The organism is Pseudarthrobacter sp. NamE2, assembly GCF_005796205.1.
Classification (GTDB): Bacteria; Actinomycetota; Actinomycetes; order Actinomycetales; family Micrococcaceae; genus Arthrobacter.
Window position 1 is genome coordinate 286,809 of the sequence record NZ_VAHN01000002.1, and the last position, 17,609, is coordinate 304,417.

Consider the following 17,609-nt stretch of genomic DNA (forward strand, 5'->3'; position numbering starts at 1 on the left):
ATTCACGACACTCCAGGCACGCGTTGGCCGAGACACAAAGCAGCAGAAGTGACTACAGAGATTTTTGACGGGGCAGCCTCGCTGGAGGACCGCATCCTTGGCGGCCTGGACGCGGAACAGCGTGAGGTGGCCAGCACCCTGAACGGCCCCCTGTGCGTGCTCGCGGGCGCCGGGACGGGAAAAACACGGGCCATTACGCACCGCATCGCATACGGCGTACACTCCGGCGTCTACACCCCGCAGCGGCTCCTGGCCGTGACATTCACCGCCCGGGCAGCGGCCGAAATGCGCGGCCGGTTGCGTGATCTTGGCGCAGGCAACGTGCAGGCCCGCACCTTCCATGCGGCCGCCCTGCGGCAGCTCCAGTATTTCTGGCCGCAGGCTGTTGGCGGGTCGCTGCCCAACCTGCTGGACCACAAGGCGCAGATGCTGGCCGAAGCGGCCAGGCGGCTGCGGCTCAGCACGGACCGCGCCTCCATCCGGGACCTGGCCTCGGAGATCGAATGGGCCAAGGTGTCCATGCTTACCCCGGCCAACTACCTGGAAAACGCCCAGGGAAGGGGCACCCCCGGCGGCTTCGACCTCACGGCGGTGGCCAGGGTGTTCCAGGCCTACGAGGACGTCAAGACCGACCGCAACGTCATCGACTTCGAGGACGTGCTGCTGATCACCGTCGGGATCCTGCAGGAGGACGAGAAAGTCGCCGCCACCGTCCGCGAGCAGTACCGGCACTTCGTCGTTGATGAGTACCAGGACGTGTCCCCGCTGCAGCAGCGGCTTCTGGAACTGTGGCTGGGCGGCCGGGATGAACTGTGCGTGGTGGGTGACGCCAGCCAGACCATCTATTCCTTCACGGGCGCCTCGCCCCGGCACCTCCTCGACTTCAAGGCGCGCTACCCGCAGGCGAACGTGGTCAAGCTGATCAGGGATTACCGCTCCACGCCCCAGGTGGTGAAGCTGGCCAACGACCTCCTGGCAGGCCGGCGGAGCGGCGGGCCGGCAGCGGACGCGGCCTGGGCAACACCGCTGCAGCTTGTGGCGCAGCGGCCCGCAGGTCCGGTGCCCTCGTTCACGGAATGCGCCGACGACGAAGCCGAGGCTGCCGCGGTGGCGCAAAAGATCCAGGCACTGCTCGACGCCGGCACACCGGCCAGCGAGGTGGCCATCCTGTTTCGGACGAACGGCCAGTCCGAGGCCTACGAGCAGGCGCTGGCCGCGGCAGGGATCGGGTACCAGCTGCGCGGCGGTGAACGGTTCTTTGCGCGCAAGGAAGTCCGCGACGCCATCCTTCAGCTGCGGGCGGCAACCAGGGCCGTGGCCGAATCTGGGACGCCGGAACCCCTCGGGCAACTCGTCCGCGATATCGTCTCGTCCCTCGGGTACACCGACTCCGCACCCCACAGCGGAGGCGCGCTGCGGGAGCGCTGGGAGTCGCTGGCAGCGCTGGTGGCGCTGGCGGACGAACTGGTCCAAAACCGGGGCCCGCAGTTTGGCCTGGCGGACTTCGTCAACGAGCTCCAGGAGCGCTCCCTGGCGCAGCACGCACCCACCGTGCAGGGCGTCACGCTGGCCTCGCTGCATGCAGCGAAGGGCCTGGAATGGGACGCGGTCTTCCTGGTGGGACTCAGCGAGGGCCTGATGCCCATCTCGTTTGCCGATACACCGGAAGCAGTGGATGAGGAACGGCGGCTCCTGTACGTCGGCATCACCCGGGCACGCGAACACCTGGCCTTCTCCTGGAGCACCGCCCGGACCCCCGGGGGCAGGGCCAACCGCAAACCTTCCCGGTTCCTGGACGGCATCCGGCCCGAGTCGGTGGCCAGCTCCACCGCACGCGGGAAGGGCGCAGCTCCACGCCGCAAAGCCGCTGCCCCGGCCATGTGCCGGGTGTGCGGCAGCATGCTTTCCACTGGCGCAGAGCGCAAGGTGGGCCGCTGTAATGCCTGCCCGCCCGGTTACGAAGAACAAACCTTCGAGGCACTGCGAAGCTGGCGGCGCGAGGCGGCAAACTCGGCGGACGTGCCGGCCTTCGTCGTGTTTACCGATGCCACGCTGACGGCCATTGCGGAGGCCCGCCCGAAGTCGCTGGAAGAACTCGCCCGGCTCGCCGGCGTCGGGCCCTCCAAGCTGGAAAAATACGGGGAGGACGTTCTCCGCGTCCTCACGGAAAGCGCGGCCCTGTGAGCGAGGCATCCGCGGCAGGACGCCAACGGGCAGGAAACCGCAACGCGCGAAACCACAGGACAGGACAGCACAGTGCGCCGCTGACCACCCCCGACGGCGCCCCTGTGGAGGTTCGGCGCTCTGCCCGGCGCACGCGGACCGTGGCGGCGTTTTGGGAGAACGGGACCGCCGTTGTTGCCATCCCGGCCCGTTTTACGGCGGCGCAGGAGTCGGAATGGGTGCACCGGATGCTGGCTAAGCTGCAGCGCCAGGGGGAGCGGCGCGCGGCTCCGGGCCGGAAGCGGCCGGCATCCGATGCCGCGCTGGCGGAGCATGCCGCCCATTTGTCGAACCGGTATCTGGGCGGCCGCGCCGTGCCCGCGTCGGTGCGCTGGGTCAGCAACCAGCACTCTCGGTGGGGTTCCGCCACGCCTGCGGACGGAACCATTCGGCTCTCGGACAAACTGCGGCCCATGCCGCAGTGGGTCATCGATTACGTGCTGCTCCATGAATTGGCCCACTTGCTGGTGGCCGGGCATAACGCGGCATTCTGGAAACTCCTCGAGGCCTATCCGGAGACGCAGCGCGCCAAAGCCTTCCTGGAAGGTGTTTCGTTCGCCACGGCGCGCGGCCTCGCGGAGCAGGACCGCGGGCCGCACGACGCCGACTAGCCGGCGGCTTACCCGGCCAGCAGCCCCGGGCTAGCTTTTCGCCTGGCCGTCCCCGCCGTCGTCGTCCGTCCCTTTCCCGTCCTCTTTGGCATCCGGGGAAGTGGCGTCGAATCCGCCGCTGAGCAGTTTCTGCAGGGCATCGTCCACTTCGCTGTCGCTGGCCTCGGCCAGTTTCCGGCGCCCGCTGAACCCCTTGGGATCGTCGAGGTCCTCCGCGGTGGGGAGCAGGTCAGGGTGGTGCCAGATGGCGTCGCGGCCTTCGATGCCGCGCTCTTCCTTCAGCGTGGCCCACAGCGTGGCGGCGTCCCGCAGCCGGCGGGGCCGCAGTTCCAGTCCCACCAGCGAGGCAAAGGCATGCTCTGCGGGGCCGCCGGTGGCGCGGCGGCGGCGGACCGTTTCCCGCAGGGCGCCGGCGGAGGGCAGCATCTTCTCGGTGGCTGCGGCAGTGAGTTCGTCCACCCACCCCTCCACGAGGGCAAGTGCGGTTTCCAGTTTCTCCAGGGCCTGATCCTGGGCGGGGGTCCGCTGGGGCATAAAGACACCCTGGGACAATGCCTCCTGGATGCCTTCCGGGTTGCTGGGATCGAGGTCGCGTGCCAGTTCCTCGATGCGGGAGGTGTCAATGTGGATACCCCGGGCATAAGCCTCAATGGCGCCCAGCAGGTGTCCGCGCAGCCAGGGAACCTGGACGAAGAGCCGGGCATGGGCGGCTTCGCGCACCGCGAGGAAAAGCCTGATGTCATTTTCCGGCAGCGACAGTCCTTCGCCGAATGCGGCAACGTTCGCCGGCAGCAACGCCATCTCGAGATCCGCCAGCGGCACGCCAATATCGGTTGAGCTCACCACATCGGTGGAGAGTGCCCCGATCGCCTGCCCCAGCTGCATGCCGAAGATGGCGCCGCCCATGTTTTGGAGCATTGACGACGCGCCGCCCATCATGGATTTCATTTCCTCGGGCATCTGCTCCGTCATGGCAGTGGACAGCGCGTTGGCGATGCTGTTGGCCACCGGCTCCGTAAGCCTCTTCCACGTGCCGAGGGTCGCCTCAACCCACTCCGCCCGCGACCACGCCCGGCCGATCAGCCCGGTGGCGGGCAGGTCCGTGACCGGGTCCAGCCACAGTTCCGCGAGCCGGAGCGCCTCGTCCACGTCCCGCGACTGCTGGGCTGTGACGGACGGGTCGGCGCTGCTGGCCGCCACCCTGCGGGCGTTGTCATGGGCGAGCGTCCAGTTCACCGGCCCCTCGGACGGCGCGCTCATCATTGCCTGGACCTGGGAGAACATCTGTGCCAGCACATTGGGGTCGCTGGGCAGCCCGGCAGCCTTGGCCAGTTCGGCGGGGTCGAAGTTTTCCATCCCCTTGCCGCCCATGAGGTTCTGCAGCATCTCGGTCAACGGATCCTTGGGGGTGTCGTCCCCGTTGGACGGATTAAGTGGGTTGGAGCTCATGATCCCGCCGATCGTCGGTGTGACTGTTGATCAACCTTCACGGTACCCCGGCCGTGGTCGGCTGTCTGCCGCGCTCCGGCGTCGTTCGCTGTAGGCAAAGAACCGCGTTTGTCCGCCACCGCGTAGTGTTGATGGGGTGACTACAACCCGCGGCGGCCACCCTTCCGAGGACCATGCCCCAGACTTTCCCGGCGGTGCCATTTCCTGGGAGAAAGCAGCCGTTGGAACGGACGACGGCGGACACGTACCCGGGGCGGGGGCGTCGCCCCGGGACCCCAGGGTGTCCGCCATGATGCTGGCGGGCATGGCGGCGCTTGGGCTGGGAATAGGTGTTGCCACCCTTCCCGTGCCGTACGTTGTGGAGTCGCCCGGGCCCGTCTACAACACCCTCGGGCAGAGCCAGGGGGCACCTGTAATCAAGGTGACAGGACGGGAAACCTTTCCGGCCTCCGGGAACCTGGACCTGACTACCGTGTACGTGGACGGCGGCCCCACCGGCCCCGTCAGCGTCCTTACCGCCTTCTCTGCCTGGCTCAACCCCACCAGGTCCGTCCAGCCCATGGAGCTGATCTACCCCACCGGCACCACAAAGCAGGAAGCCGAGGAGCAGAGCGCGGTGGCCATGGCAACCTCCCAGGAGAACGCGCTTGCTTCCGCCCTGAACGAGCTGGACATCCCGTTCGGGCAGCAGCTCCAGGCCGCAGGCCTGTCCGAAGGTTCCGCCTCCGCCGGCAAGATCCAGGAGGGGGACATCCTGAAGAGCATCAACGGCAAGGACATCACCGCCCTCTCCGTCATCCAGGAGGAGCTGGCAGCCGGCAAGGGCGCCCCCGCCACCGTGGTGGTGGAGCGGGGCGGGCAGCAGGTCACCGAGACGATTACGCCGAAGGGCAACGGTGAGGGCAGGTTCATCCTCGGTGTGATGCTCAAATACCTGTTTACTTTCCCCCTCGACGTTGAGATTTCCCTGGAGAAGGTGGGCGGCCCCTCCGCGGGACTGATGTTCTCGCTGGGCATCATCGACACCATCACGCCGGGTGACCTGACGGGCGGCAAGCACATCGCCGGGACGGGCACCATCACGCCCGACGGCGCCGTTGGACCCATCGGGGGAATCGAGCAGAAGATGCACGGTGCCCGGGCCGGGGGAGCAACCCTGTTCCTCGCGCCCGCCGCCAACTGTCCGCAGGTAGCCGGGAACATCCCGGACGGCCTGCAGGTGGTCAAGGTGGAGAACCTGGCGCAGGCGAGGGCCGCCGTCGAACTTGCTGGCAGCGGAGGGGACACATCCGGCCTGCCGACCTGCACAAACAACTAGACTGGGCACATCTAGACTCGACAGGAACTATGCTTTACCGCCACTCGTGGCAACTATGGCGGACAAAACCAGCCGTTGGCCGGCAGAGTCCGCCCGCTCGCACGCTCCAAATATCTGACGACCAGCTATGAGGTACCCAGTTTGTCCCGTCCCGCCAGCACCATGTCCACAGGCAGACCCCCTTCCAGACGGGGCGCGCTGACGCCCACGCTGATTGTTGTGGCCCTCGTGGTTGTGGGCTTCATTTTCTTTGCCAACGTCTGGACCGACGTCCTCTGGTACCGGCAACTGGGCTACATCGAGGTTTTCCTCACGGAGAACCTCTCCCGGATTGCCATCTTCGCCGCCGGCTTTGCCATCATGTTCGCCGCAGTGTTCTTCGCGATCCGCATCGCTTACCACGCCCGGCCCGTCTACGCCCCGGACTCCGACATCCGGGACAACCTCAACCGCTACCAGGCGCAGCTGGAGCCGGTCCGCCGGGTGGTCATGGTGGGCCTGCCCGTCCTCTTCGGACTCTTTGCCGGCAGCGCCGCCGCGAGCCAGTGGCAGAAGGTCCTGTTGTTCTTCAACCAGGAGGGCTTCGGCCAGCAGGACCCGGAATTCGGCCTGGACATCAGCTTCTACCTGATGGTCCTGCCGTTCCTCGGCTTCGTCACCGGTTTCCTGATCAGCGTGGTGGTCATCGCCGGCATCGCCGGCATCCTCACCCATTACCTCTACGGCAGCATCCGGCTGATGGAACGCGGCATCTTCACCAGCCGCGCAGCCCAGATCCACATCGCCGTGACCGGTGCAGCCTTCCTGATCCTGCTGGGCGTGAACTTCTGGCTTGACCGCTACTCCGCGGTGCAAAGCAACTCCGGCAAGTGGGCGGGCGCACTGTACACCGACGTCAACGCCGTCATTCCCACCAAGGCCATCCTCGCCGTCGCCGCCGTCCTGGTGGCTATCCTGTTCGTCGTTGCCGCCATCATCGGCCGCTGGCGCCTGCCCGTCATTGGAACCGCGATGCTGGTCATCACGTCCATCCTTGCGGGCGGCGTCTACCCCTGGGTCATCCAGCAGTTCCAGGTGCGGCCTTCCGAGGAAACCCTGGAAAAGGAATACATCCAGCGCAACATCGACAACACCCGGAGGGCGTACGGCCTGGACGCCATCCAGGTCAGCCGGTACGACGCCACGAACACCGCCAGCACTGGCGCGCTGGCGCCTGATGCACAAACAACCGCCAACATCAGGCTGCTGGATCCAAACCTGATCTCGGATGCATTCGCGCAGCTGGAGCAGTACCGTCCGTACTACCGTTTCCCCGAGTCACTCAATGTGGACCGCTACGAAGTTGACGGCCAGATCCAGGACACCGTGATCGCTGTCCGGGAACTGAATCCCACCAACGTGGCAACCAACCAGCAGGGCTGGCTCAACCAGCACGTGGTCTACACCCACGGATATGGAGTGGTGGCAGCCAAGGGAAACAAGTTCACCGTGGACGGCAAGCCGGAGTTCCTGCAGTCCGGTATTCCTTCCACCGGTGTCCTGGGTGATGACACGACCTATGAGCCCCGCATCTACTTCGGTGAGTACTCGCCTGACTACTCGATCGTGGGCGCACCTGAGGGTGCTCCGCCGCGGGAGCAGGACCGGCCGTCCGGCGAGGGCGAGACCCAGTACACCTTCCAGGGCAACGGCGGTCCCAATGTGGGAACGTTCTTCAACCGCGTCCTGTATGCGATCAAGTTCCAGTCATCGGATCTGCTGCTTTCCGACGGCGTTAACCAGGAATCGCAGATCCTCTACGACCGCAATCCGCGTGACCGGGTGGAGAAGGTTGCCCCCTACCTGACGGTTGACGGCAACGCGTATCCCGCCGTCGTGGACGGCCGGGTCAAATGGATCGTGGACGGCTACACCACCAGCCAGTACTACCCGTACTCGCAGCAGGAACAGCTCTCAGACGCCACCGCGGACTCCCAAACCACATCCGGACGTACTGTCGCCCTGCCCAACAGCACGGTCAACTACATCCGCAACTCGGTCAAGGCAACCGTGGACGCGTACGACGGGTCCGTCGCCCTCTACGCCTGGGACGACCAGGACCCGCTGCTGAAGGCGTGGCAGAAGGTGTTCCCCACGTCGCTGAAGCCCTACACGGAAATGTCCGGTGACGTCATGAGCCACGTCCGGTACCCGGAGGACCTCTTCAAGGTCCAGCGGCAGCTCCTGGGCGAGTACCATGTGACCAACCCGTCCACCTTCTACCAGACCAAGGACGTCTGGAGCGTGCCGAATGATCCAACCGTGGATTCGAGCGCCGAGGTCAAGCAGCCGCCGTTCTACATGTCGCTGCAGATGCCGGACCAGGAGAAGCCCGCTTTCCAGCTGACCTCGTCGTTCATCCCGCAGATCGTCAACGGCAATGCCCGCAACGTCCTGTACGGCTTCCTGGCTGCGGATTCGGATGCCGGCAACGAGGCCGGGGTCAAGGCGGAAAGCTACGGCAAGCTGCGGCTGCTGCAGATTCCGCCGGAGATCCAGGTTCCGGGTCCCGGCCAGGCGCAGAACAAGTTCAACTCCGATCCCACCGTGTCGCAGGCCCTCAACCTGCTGCGCCAAGGTGCCTCGGATGTGTTGAACGGCAACCTGCTGACCCTGCCCGTGGGCGGCGGCATCCTGTACGTCCAGCCTGTCTACCTCAAGTCAACTGGTGAGACGTCCTACCCCACCCTGCAGCGTGTGCTGGTGGCCTTCGGCGACAAGGTCGGTTTTGCTCCCACCCTCGATGAGGCGTTGAAGCAGCTGTTCGGCGGAGACTCCGGCGCCGCTGCCGGCGACTCGGACAACAACGGGCAGGCGCCGGCCGATCCCGCGGCTCCGCCCGCGCCGGGCGGGGCAGACGCCAAGGCGGAGCTGAAGGCTGCACTGGATGAGGCCAACGCGGCTATCCAGGCAGGGCAGGCAGCGCTCGCTTCGGGTGACTTCGCCGCCTATGGCGAAGCCCAGAAGCGGATCTCAGCCGCACTGCAAAAGGCTGTGGACGCGGAGGCCAAGATCCCGGCTCCTGCCCCCGCCGCCTCCCCGTCCCCGGAGCCCGCTGCTGACGCTACGCCGTCGCCGTCGCCGTCGCCAGGCAGCTAAGGCCGACGGCGGCGCCCGGCACCTGCCCCTTTCGGAGCGGGTGCCGGGGCTCCGTAACGGAGATCACGCCGCTTCGATTTGGCCCGCTGTTCACGTCCCGGTAAAGTAGTTCTTGCGACGCGGGGTGGAGCAGTTCGGTAGCTCGCTGGGCTCATAACCCAGAGGTCACAGGTTCAAATCCTGTCCCCGCAACGAACGGAAGGGCCGGACACTGGAAACAGTGTCCGGTCCTTCCTGCTTAAGCAGCCGCACCTTGGCGCGTTGGGACAGTGGTCAAGGCTGCAGCGAAAATAGGGTAGTGTAGATCCAGCGACGCGGGGTGGAGCAGTTCGGTAGCTCGCTGGGCTCATAACCCAGAGGTCACAGGTTCAAATCCTGTCCCCGCAACTATGGAAAGACCCCGACCGGCACCAGCCGGGCGGGGTCTTCTTTTTCCTTGAATACGCGCAGTTCCTAGTATTCTCTTTCGCAGAGCCTCACAGCCGTGAGCAGTTGGCCAGTCATTCTCGAGAGGAATGTTGCTCGATGTCCACACCCACCAAGAAGCGCGGTACCGCCGCGGCTAAGCGGTCCCGACTCTACTGGGGCGTGCCCGCTGTCCTCGGGGCGCTTGTCCTGGTGGTGCTGGTTGCCAAGTGGCTCATGGGGCTGCCAGCTGTGGCCTCCTTCGTTGCGGACTACCCTGGCCACTCCGAACTTCCGGACAACGCACCGGTTGGCTTCCCGGCATGGCTGGCGTGGCAGCACTTCCTCAACGCCTTCTTCCTGCTCCTGATCATCCGTACGGGCTGGCAGGTACGTACCACCACCCGGCCCGGCGGGTACTGGACGCGCAACAACAAGGGCCTGATCCGGACCAGGAACGCGCCCACCAAGATCAGCCTGGAGCTGTGGTTCCACCTGATGCTGGATGTTCTCTGGATCCTCAACGGAATCGTGTTTGCCGTCCTGCTCTTCGCCACCGGGCAGTGGATGCGTATTGTTCCCACCAGCTGGGATGTCTTCCCCAACGCGCTCTCTGCGGCGCTCCAGTATGCGTCCTTGAACTGGCCGACCGAAAACGGCTGGGTCAACTACAACGCACTCCAGCTGCTCTCTTACTTCGTGACCGTGTTCATTGCAGCCCCGCTGGCCTTCATCACCGGGCTGCGGATGTCCGGGGCCTGGCCCAAGAAAGCAACCGGCCTCAACAAGGCTTTCCCCATTGAATGGGCACGCGCCGTCCACTTCCCGGTAATGATCTATTTCGTGGCGTTCATCGCGGTCCACGTCTTCCTGGTGCTGGCCACCGGGGCCCTGCGCAACCTGAACCACATGTACGGCGTCCGTGACGACGACGGCTGGTTCGGTTTTTGGGTCTTCGCCGCCTCGGTGGCGGTCATGGTGGCCGCCTGGTTCCTGGCCCGCCCGATCTTCCTGCGGCCCATTGCTTCGCTGATGGGCAAAGTCAGCAGCCGCTAGCCCTGCCCGTCCTTGAGCTGCCGGTACGCTTCCAGGGCGCGTTCCCGCGACTCCGCCAGGTCCACCAGGGGTTTAGGGTAGCCGTCCGCTTGCGAAGTCCACGGTTCGTGGATCTGCTTGCCCGAAAGATTCTCCAGCTCGGGGATGAACGTTCGCAGGTAGCGGCCGTCGGGGTCGAACTTCCTGCTCTGGGTCACCGGGTTGAAGATCCGGTAGTACGGCGAGGCGTCTGCGCCTGATCCGGCCACCCACTGCCAGTTCGCGGAGTTGTTGGCCCCATCCGCGTCCACCAGCGTGTCCCAGAACCATTGTTCGCCAATGCGCCAGTCCGTCAGGAGATTCTTGACCAGGAAGGATGCCGCGGCCATCCGCACCCGGTTGTGCATCCAGCCCGTTTGCCACAGCTGGCGCATGCCGGCGTCCACTAACGGGTAGCCGGTCCTGCCCTGTTGCCAGGCGGAAAGCTCCTGCCGGCTCAGCCGGCCCCACTGGAAGTTGTCGAATGCAGGCCGGTAGTTGCGGGTGGCGAGGTCCGGGTTGTGGTACAGCAGGTGCCAGTTGAACTCGCGCCAGCCGAGCTCAGCGCGGAAAGTCCCGACGTCGGCTGGCACCTTTCGCTTGAAGCGGCGTCCGATGCTGTGCCAGACACGGAACGGGCTGACCTCGCCAAACCTTAGGTGCGGAGACAGCCTGCTGGTCCCCTCGGTGCCTGGAATGTTCCGGCCCGTGCCATAGTTTTCGATGGGGCCATCAAGGAAATCCTCAAGGCGGCGGAGGGCGCCTTCCTCGCCGGGCCTCCAGGTGGCGGCGAGGCCTCCGCTCCAGTCGGGGGAGGAAGGCAGCAGCTGCCAGCTCCCCAGCGGATCGCTGGTCGGCAGGCTGCCTCCGGAGGCGGCAGGCGCGGGCATCGTGGCAGGGATGTCCAGCGGCTCCCGGATGTCGCCCGCGGCCAGGCATGCCCGCCAAAACGGCGAGTAGACCTTATAGGGCCCGCCGGCACCGGTCCGGATGGTCCAGGGTTCGAAGAGGAGATTTGCCTGGAAGCTTGAGGCCTCAATGCCGTTCTCGCCTGCCCAATCCTTGAGCTCGGCGTCGATGGTCCGTTCCGGCAAACCATACCGGCGGTTCCAAAAGATGTGGCCGGCGTTAGTCTGGGTGGCAACTTTCCTGATGACGTCGCCGGAGGGTCCGCGGCGCAGTACAAGACGGGAGCCTCTTGCTTCAAGTGCGGCGGAGAGCGCGGCGAGGGAATGGTGCAGCCACCATCGTGAAGCTCCTCCCAGGGGCCGGATTCCACCTGACTCATCGTCGAGGACGTACACCACAGTCAGCGGGAGTCCGAGTCCTGAGGCCTCAGCGAGGGCGGGGTTGTCGTCCAGGCGAAGATCGTCGCGCAGCCACACAAGGGACGTCTTATCGGTGGGAGCCATGCCATCACGCTACTCGCTGGGAGGACGGGTGAGGGCCAGGACGCCGCGTCCTGGCCCTCGTCTTTGCGCGCAAAGCTGGAACGGAAGTCTACAGCTTGTCGAAGTCCGCTTCGTCCACGGTGGTTCCGGAAGCGGTGTTGGTCGAAGCCGCGCCAATGGCCGGCTTGGCGCCACCGGACTTCAGCGCGGCCAGCCGGGCCTCAATCTCCACCTGTTCGCCGAGGTCTTCGAGCTGGTTGAACTGCGCGTCCAGGCTGGACGCGGCAAGTTCCTGCTGGCCGCGGACCTTGGCTTCTTCGCGGCGAATTTTCTCCTCGAACCGGCCCACCTCGCTGGTGGGGTCCATGATGTCGATGCTCTTGATGGCGTCATGCACCTGCGACTGTGCGGCAGCCGTCTTGGATCGGGCCACCAGTTCATTGCGCTTGCTGGTGAGCTGGTTGAGCTTGTTCTTCATCTGGTCCAAACCGCTTTTCAGCTTGTCCACCACTTCGCGCTGGGACATGATGGCCGGCTCGGCACCCTTGGCCTCGTTCTCAGCGGCAATCTGGCGCTGGAGGGCTACCTTGGCCAGGTTGTCGAACTTTTCCGCGTCGGCTGCGTTGCCACTGGCGCGGAACTCGTCAGCTTTCCGGGAAGCGGCGAGTGCCTTGTTTCCCCAATCCCGTGCGTTCTTGACGTCCTCGTTGTAGTCATCCTCGAGCATGCGGAGGTTGCCAATGGTCTGCGCGACGGCGGATTCTGCCTCGGCGATGTTGTTGGTGTAGTCCCGGACCATCTGATCCAACATCTTCTGCGGATCCTCGGCGTTGTCCAGCAGGGAGTTGATGTTCGCCTTTGCAAGCTGCGCGATACGGCCGAAAATGGACTGCTTAACCATGGTGCTACCTTTCGTCCTGCTCTGTGGTCACCACTGAATCCGTCAACAGTGGTGTACTGCTCCGGTGCCCGCCGGTTCCAGCAGGCACCAAGTCGTGCCGCTGCTAGAAGTCGCCGCCTCCGCCCGAGTCTCCGCCCCAGCCGCCAAAATCACCGCCGCCGAAGTCGCCTCCGCCCCAGCCGCCGCCGTCGTCGCTATGGCCGCCACCCCAACCCGCGTGACCGCCGCCGTTGAGGATGGAGTTAATCAGGATGCCGCCCAGGATGGCGCCGCCCAGGCCGCCGCCTCCTCCGCCGAACATGCCGCCGCGGCCGTAACCCTGGCCCGCGTAGCCGTCGAAGTGGTCTACGTCTGCCTGCGCCAACTGCGCTGCCTGTGCCGCGAGGGCATGGGCCTGCTGTGCATAGGTCAGGGCGGTGACGGGATCAGTCCGGGAGATGGAGAGTGCGTAGTCCAGGTTGCGCTGGGACTCCGCCAGCCGGGTCCGGGCCTCGGTGCCCACGCCGCCGCGGCGTGCGGTGATGTAGTCCGACGTGGCGCTGATCTGGGCCTGGGCGGCCATGATGGTCTGTTGGAGTGAGGCCTGTGCACGGCGGGACTGTTCCTGCTGGTCGCGGATGCCGGTGAGGGCCTGGTCCAGCGACTGGTGCGCGGTTTCCACCCGCTGCAGCGTGGCGATGGGGTCGATCTTGCCGTCCTGGATTTCCGCCTTGACCTGTGCCAGCGCTGACTCCACGCCCGCAACGGGTCCGGCCAGTTCGGCGTGGGATCCGGACTGGATCATGGCGCGCGCCTGGGCCAGGTCCTGCGAGGTGTCCACAACGGCTGCTTCCAGCCTGTTCCGCGCCTCATCGAGGTTGGCTGACACCTTGGTGATTGCGTCCAGCAGCACGTTCGTCTGGTGCAGGCTTTCCTCAGCGGCACGGACCGCGACGGCTGCCAGGCTGCCTTCGCCTTCGGCAAGCTTTTGCTGGGCCGTGGCAGTGGCGTTCTGGACAAATGCCAGGCGCTCCTTGGCCTGCAGGATGTTGTCCGACACCTGGGTCAGCGCGCTTTCGGCGTACTTGCTCCGGAGGGTCGTCAGAGTCTGCTCGGCGCTGGCGATCTTGGCATCAGCTTCGCGGGCTCCGGCGTTGACTCTTGCCAGGGCCTGCGGGGCGTTCTTCTCAAGCTCACGCAGGGCATCGAAGTCCGCCTTCTGTTCCTGCAGGGACGCGAGCGCAGCTTCAGAGCGCCGGATTATCTCACCGAGCCAGGTCCGCTGCTGCTCTTCGGTGTCCGGGATGTGGTCGTCGAGCTGCTGCTGGAGCTTGAAGGACTCCGACATGTGGGCCTTGGCCTCGTCGAGCGCCTTGGTAAAGTTCCCGACGGCGGAATCGCCGTACTGGGCCTGGGCGAACATCAACTCCTGCTCGCTGGACTTGATGGCATCGTCGGCCTCGATCAGCAAGGATCCGCTCTTCCGGCGCAGTTCCTCGATGCTGAGCGATGCCAGCGGATCAACCTGGGCGTCGCCTTGCGGGCCGTAGCTGGCAGACGATGCCTGCCCGGCGGCCTTCTTGCGCTTGTTCCGGTAGTACAGGTACGCGCCGGCGCCGCCGGCGGCCACTACGCCGGTGCCGACGAGGACGGCTGTGCCGGCTCCATCACCCGATGAGAGTTTTCCGCTGCCACCGCCTGCTGCGTTGCCAACAGCCTCAGCAGCGTTGATTGCGGCCTGGGCGTAGTCACCGTTGGAAAGTTGTGGACCGATTGCGGTGCTTTTGATGTTTTCAATCTGTTCATCGGTGAGCTTGGTTCCACCCTTGTTGAGGATGTACTGCCGGCTGTCGGTAGCCACGGCCAGAATCAGTGCGTTGGGCCCGAGCCCGGCTTTTTCAGCTACCGCGTCTGTCCAGGCTTCGCGATCGGCGGGGTCTTCAAACCTTTTGACGGTAACAACGTGAAGGACGGTAGCGTGATCGGTACCCAGCTTCTTAATGGCGGCTTCGACTTCTGGCTTGTCTCCACCCAGCACGCCTGCCGAGTCGACGATTTTGGTAGCGGGATCCAGCGTCACCGGTGGTTCAGCCCAGGCCATGCCGGCGGGCACCGCCAGCAGCCCGGTCAGGCCGATCACGGCGAGTACACGTTTGAACTTTGACCGCATCTGCAACCCTTCAGCACGCCTGACACCGATTCGGGACGAATCGATCGTCTCAGAATCCAACAGCGCCCCCACGCTTGGTGTGAAGCCGCAGGTCGCTGTGGCAATTCATCTTGATTCTATGGTGCACCCCACAGCCCGTCCATTAAGGCGACTATGCCACCAGCGAAACGCTTACACCGCCCGATAGAGGCATGAGGGAAGGCCATCAGAAAGCTCTCAGCAAACATCCGAGCTTGTTCCAGTCAAGGGGGCCATAGTTAATTGCAGACGAGGATGAAAGGAAGTCCCATGACTGAGAACAACACTCCCGGCCAGGCTCCCGAGGGGCGCCCGGGCCGCCAGGATCCCTGGCAGCAGCCCTCCGCGCAGCAGGAGGAGCATCCCGCGGAGGCTCGGCCCGGGGGCGGCCTTTCCGGTCAGGAATCCGATCAGCCCGGCGGCGGCAACAGCGCCGGCGCCGGGCGGGAGTACCCTGCAGAATCGCTGGACCGGCACCCGGAGAATCCCACCCAGGAGCTTCCTGGAGCAAACCGCCCGGTCTATCCGCGGCACCAGCCTTTTTACGGGCAGTCCAGCTACGGGCAGCCCCAGCAGCACGGCCCGCAGTACCCGCAGTACAACCCCCAGGCCTACCAGCAGCAACACAACGCGGTACATGGGGGTGCGGTGGGCTTCGTACCGAACCCGAAGGACGCGCCGCGCCGTAAGGCCAGCTTCGGCGTGGGAACCCTGGTTGCAAGCATGCTCGCGGCAGGCCTTGTGGGAGGCGGCGTTGCAACGGTGGGTTCAAACGAGCTGTTCGGCGGCAACGGGTCCCCGGCCAGCACCATCAGCAACAGCCAGCCCGGAACCGTCATCGTCAATAACCAGGACTCCGTCAACGAGATAACGGCAGCGGCTGTTAAGGCATCACCAAGCGTCGTGACCATCAGTGCCGCCAGCGGCGGCAACGGCGGCACCGGCTCCGGCATCGTGCTCGACGACCAGGGACACATCCTCACCAACACCCACGTGGTCACCCTGGACGGTCAGACGGCGAACGCCACACTGGAAGTCCGGTCCAGCGACGGCCGCGTCATCCCCGCCAAGCTGGTGGGGACGGATCCGCTCTCCGACCTCGCCGTAATCAAGGTGGATGCCGGCGCCGGACTCACGCCTGCCACTTTTGGCGATTCCGGAAAGCTGAACGTGGGTGATACGGCCATCGCCATCGGTTCGCCGCTCGGCCTCACAGGGACAGTCACCGACGGCATCGTGTCCACCCTTAACAGGACCATCAGCGTGGCGTCGGCGGCAGCTCCCGAAGAGGGGGACAACGCGGAGGGCGACGACGAGGGCGGCTTCCAGTTCGCGCCTCCGGGCGGCGGACAAAGCCAGCAGACGGCGGAACAGGGCGAGATTTCCATCAACGTGATCCAGACCGATGCAGCCATTAACCCCGGCAACTCCGGCGGCGCCCTGGTCAACAGCAAAGGCGAGGTGATCGGCGTCAACGTCGCCATCGCTTCGGCGGGCTCCAGCGCGTCGTCCACCAGCGGAAACATCGGCGTTGGTTTCAGCATCCCGATAAACCATGCCAAGCGCGTGGCCGAGGAGATCATCGAAACCGGCAAGGCATCGCATGGCCAGCTGGGCGTGAGCGTGAAGCGCAAGGTGTCCAGTTCGTCGTCGGAGTTCTCTGTAGGGGCTGACGTGGCAACCGTTGAGCCCGACTCAGCCGCAGCCAAGGCCGGCATCAGGGTGGGCGACGTGATTACCAAGTTCAACGACCTCGTGGTCGGCGAACCGGAGCAGCTGACGGCGGCGGTCCGTGAACAGCCTGCCGGCTCCAAGGTGAAGATCACCGTGCAGCGGAACGGCCAGGAACAGACGTTCGACGTCACGCTGGGCACCGCGGCCGGCTAGGCCCTGCGGACGGATGAAGAAGGAATTACGACGGCGGCGTCCCCACCCGGGCGGGGGCGCCGCCGTCGTTCCTTCTGCCGGCCGGAAGAGAACTGACACAGGCGTTAACGGGGCGTCATATGGCGCGGCCAATATGGTTAGCTAGGAGCTACCCGTATGCCGGGCATCCCGCGGCCACGACCTCACCCGGCTGGCTGTCCACAAGCATGGAAGGCTGCTGTCAATACAGTGGAAGATACATTGAAGATTGTCGTCCTGGTCAAGCATGTACCGGACGCCCAGTTCGACCGCCACCTCAACGGTGAGGGCAACACCGTGGACCGCGGTGAAAGCATCCTGTCCGAGCTCGACGAATACGCCCTCGAGGCGGCGCTGCAGCTGGCCGAGGCGCGGGGCGGCAGCAAGGCAGGCAACCAGGTCATCGCCCTGAGCATGGGACCGGCCGGTGCCGTCAACGCCATCAAGAAGACGCTCCAGATGGGTGCCACCGAGGGCGTCCACCTTACCGACGACGCCCTTGCCGGCTCGGACGCCGCCGCCACCTCGCTGGCGCTCGCGGCAGCCGTCCGCCACCTGGGCCAGGTGGACCTGGTCATCACGGGAATGGCCTCAACCGATGGCGAGACGTCCCTGGTTCCGGCGCAGCTGGCAGAACGCCTCGGCCTGCCCCAGGTCACCTTCGCTTCCTCGCTCGAGGTCAGCGGCGGTAAATTGACCGCCCGTCGTGACGCGGACACGTCCAGCGAGACTGTCGAGGCCCCGCTGCCCGCCGTCGTGTCCGTGACGGACCAGATCAACGAGCCCCGCTACCCCAACTTCAAGGGCATCATCGCGGCCAAGCGCAAGAGCATCACCACGCTGTCCCTTGCTGACATCGGCGTGGACCCGGCCCAGGTGGGCCACGCCGGTTCCTGGACCAGCGTGCTCAGCGCCGAGGAGCGCCCGCCGCGGACCGCGGGCACCATCATCACCGACGAAGGCGACGCCGGCATCAAGCTGGTTGACTTCCTGGCCGCACAGAAGCTGCTCTAAGAGGGATCACAGA

At 65.5% G+C, this 17,609-nt stretch carries 11 protein-coding genes and 2 tRNA genes; 9 read left to right on the plus strand and 4 right to left on the minus strand.

The genetic code is table 11. The features are described from left to right. Positions 1–48: 48 nt before the first annotated feature. Both FDW83_RS04300 and FDW83_RS04305 read left to right on the plus strand, forming a co-directional pair. Positions 49–2,184, plus strand: coding sequence for an ATP-dependent DNA helicase UvrD2 (locus tag FDW83_RS04300; RefSeq protein ID WP_138136351.1), 2,136 nt, complete (start codon positions 49–51; stop codon positions 2,182–2,184). A gap of 80 nt (positions 2,185–2,264) precedes the next feature. After that, positions 2,265–2,834 carry a M48 family metallopeptidase gene (locus FDW83_RS04305; protein WP_240720852.1) on the plus strand — a complete coding sequence of 190 codons (570 nt, stop codon included), beginning with the start codon at positions 2,265–2,267 and terminating at the stop codon, positions 2,832–2,834. Between the two features lie 30 nt (positions 2,835–2,864). Here the strand turns inward: FDW83_RS04305 and FDW83_RS04310 are convergent, their stop codons facing one another. Then, positions 2,865–4,283 carry a zinc-dependent metalloprotease gene (locus FDW83_RS04310; protein ID WP_138136353.1) on the minus strand — a complete coding sequence of 473 codons (1,419 nt, stop codon included), beginning with the start codon at positions 4,281–4,283 and terminating at the stop codon, positions 2,865–2,867. A gap of 199 nt (positions 4,284–4,482) precedes the next feature. On the opposite strand from FDW83_RS04310, the gene FDW83_RS04315 reads away from it, so the two are divergent. The 5 genes from FDW83_RS04315 to FDW83_RS04335 all read left to right on the plus strand — a co-directional run bounded on the left by FDW83_RS04315 (position 4,483) and on the right by FDW83_RS04335 (position 10,200). Then, positions 4,483–5,601, plus strand: a complete 1,119-nt coding sequence (locus FDW83_RS04315) for a PDZ domain-containing protein (RefSeq protein WP_370281165.1) — start codon at positions 4,483–4,485, stop codon at positions 5,599–5,601. Positions 5,602–5,763: 162 nt separating this feature from the next. Beyond that, positions 5,764–8,739 (plus strand): UPF0182 family protein, encoded by a 2,976-nt coding sequence (locus FDW83_RS04320; RefSeq protein ID WP_138136472.1) that lies wholly within the window; start codon positions 5,764–5,766, stop codon positions 8,737–8,739. A gap of 118 nt (positions 8,740–8,857) precedes the next feature. Beyond that, positions 8,858–8,931, plus strand: a tRNA-Met gene (locus tag FDW83_RS04325). Positions 8,932–9,052: 121 nt separating this feature from the next. Then, a tRNA-Met gene (locus FDW83_RS04330) sits at positions 9,053–9,126 on the plus strand. 138 nt (positions 9,127–9,264) lie between these two features. Beyond that, on the plus strand, positions 9,265–10,200 hold the full coding sequence (locus tag FDW83_RS04335) for a cytochrome b/b6 domain-containing protein (protein WP_138136354.1): 936 nt from the start codon (positions 9,265–9,267) through the stop codon (positions 10,198–10,200). Here FDW83_RS04335 and FDW83_RS04340 read toward each other — a convergent pair. The 3 genes from FDW83_RS04340 to FDW83_RS04350 all read right to left on the minus strand — a co-directional run bounded on the left by FDW83_RS04340 (position 10,197) and on the right by FDW83_RS04350 (position 14,659). Continuing rightward, positions 10,197–11,630: a deoxyribodipyrimidine photo-lyase gene (locus FDW83_RS04340; protein WP_138136355.1), complete on the minus strand. Its 1,434-nt coding sequence runs from the start codon at positions 11,628–11,630 to the stop codon at positions 10,197–10,199. The genes FDW83_RS04335 and FDW83_RS04340 overlap by 4 nt on opposite strands. 88 nt (positions 11,631–11,718) lie before the next feature. After that, complete coding sequence (locus tag FDW83_RS04345; RefSeq protein ID WP_138136356.1) at positions 11,719–12,510, minus strand: PspA/IM30 family protein; 792 nt, start codon at positions 12,508–12,510, stop codon at positions 11,719–11,721. A gap of 103 nt (positions 12,511–12,613) precedes the next feature. Then, positions 12,614–14,659: a TPM domain-containing protein gene (locus FDW83_RS04350; protein ID WP_138136357.1), complete on the minus strand. Its 2,046-nt coding sequence runs from the start codon at positions 14,657–14,659 to the stop codon at positions 12,614–12,616. 288 nt (positions 14,660–14,947) lie between these two features. Between FDW83_RS04350 and FDW83_RS04355 the strand changes: the two genes are divergently transcribed. Further along, entirely contained in the window at positions 14,948–16,564 is a 1,617-nt protein-coding gene (locus FDW83_RS04355; RefSeq protein ID WP_138136358.1) for a S1C family serine protease, read from the plus strand. Positions 16,565–16,804: 240 nt separating this feature from the next. Next, positions 16,805–17,596, plus strand: coding sequence for an electron transfer flavoprotein subunit beta/FixA family protein (locus tag FDW83_RS04360; protein ID WP_138136473.1), 792 nt, complete (start codon positions 16,805–16,807; stop codon positions 17,594–17,596). Positions 17,597–17,609: the final 13 nt, after the last annotated feature.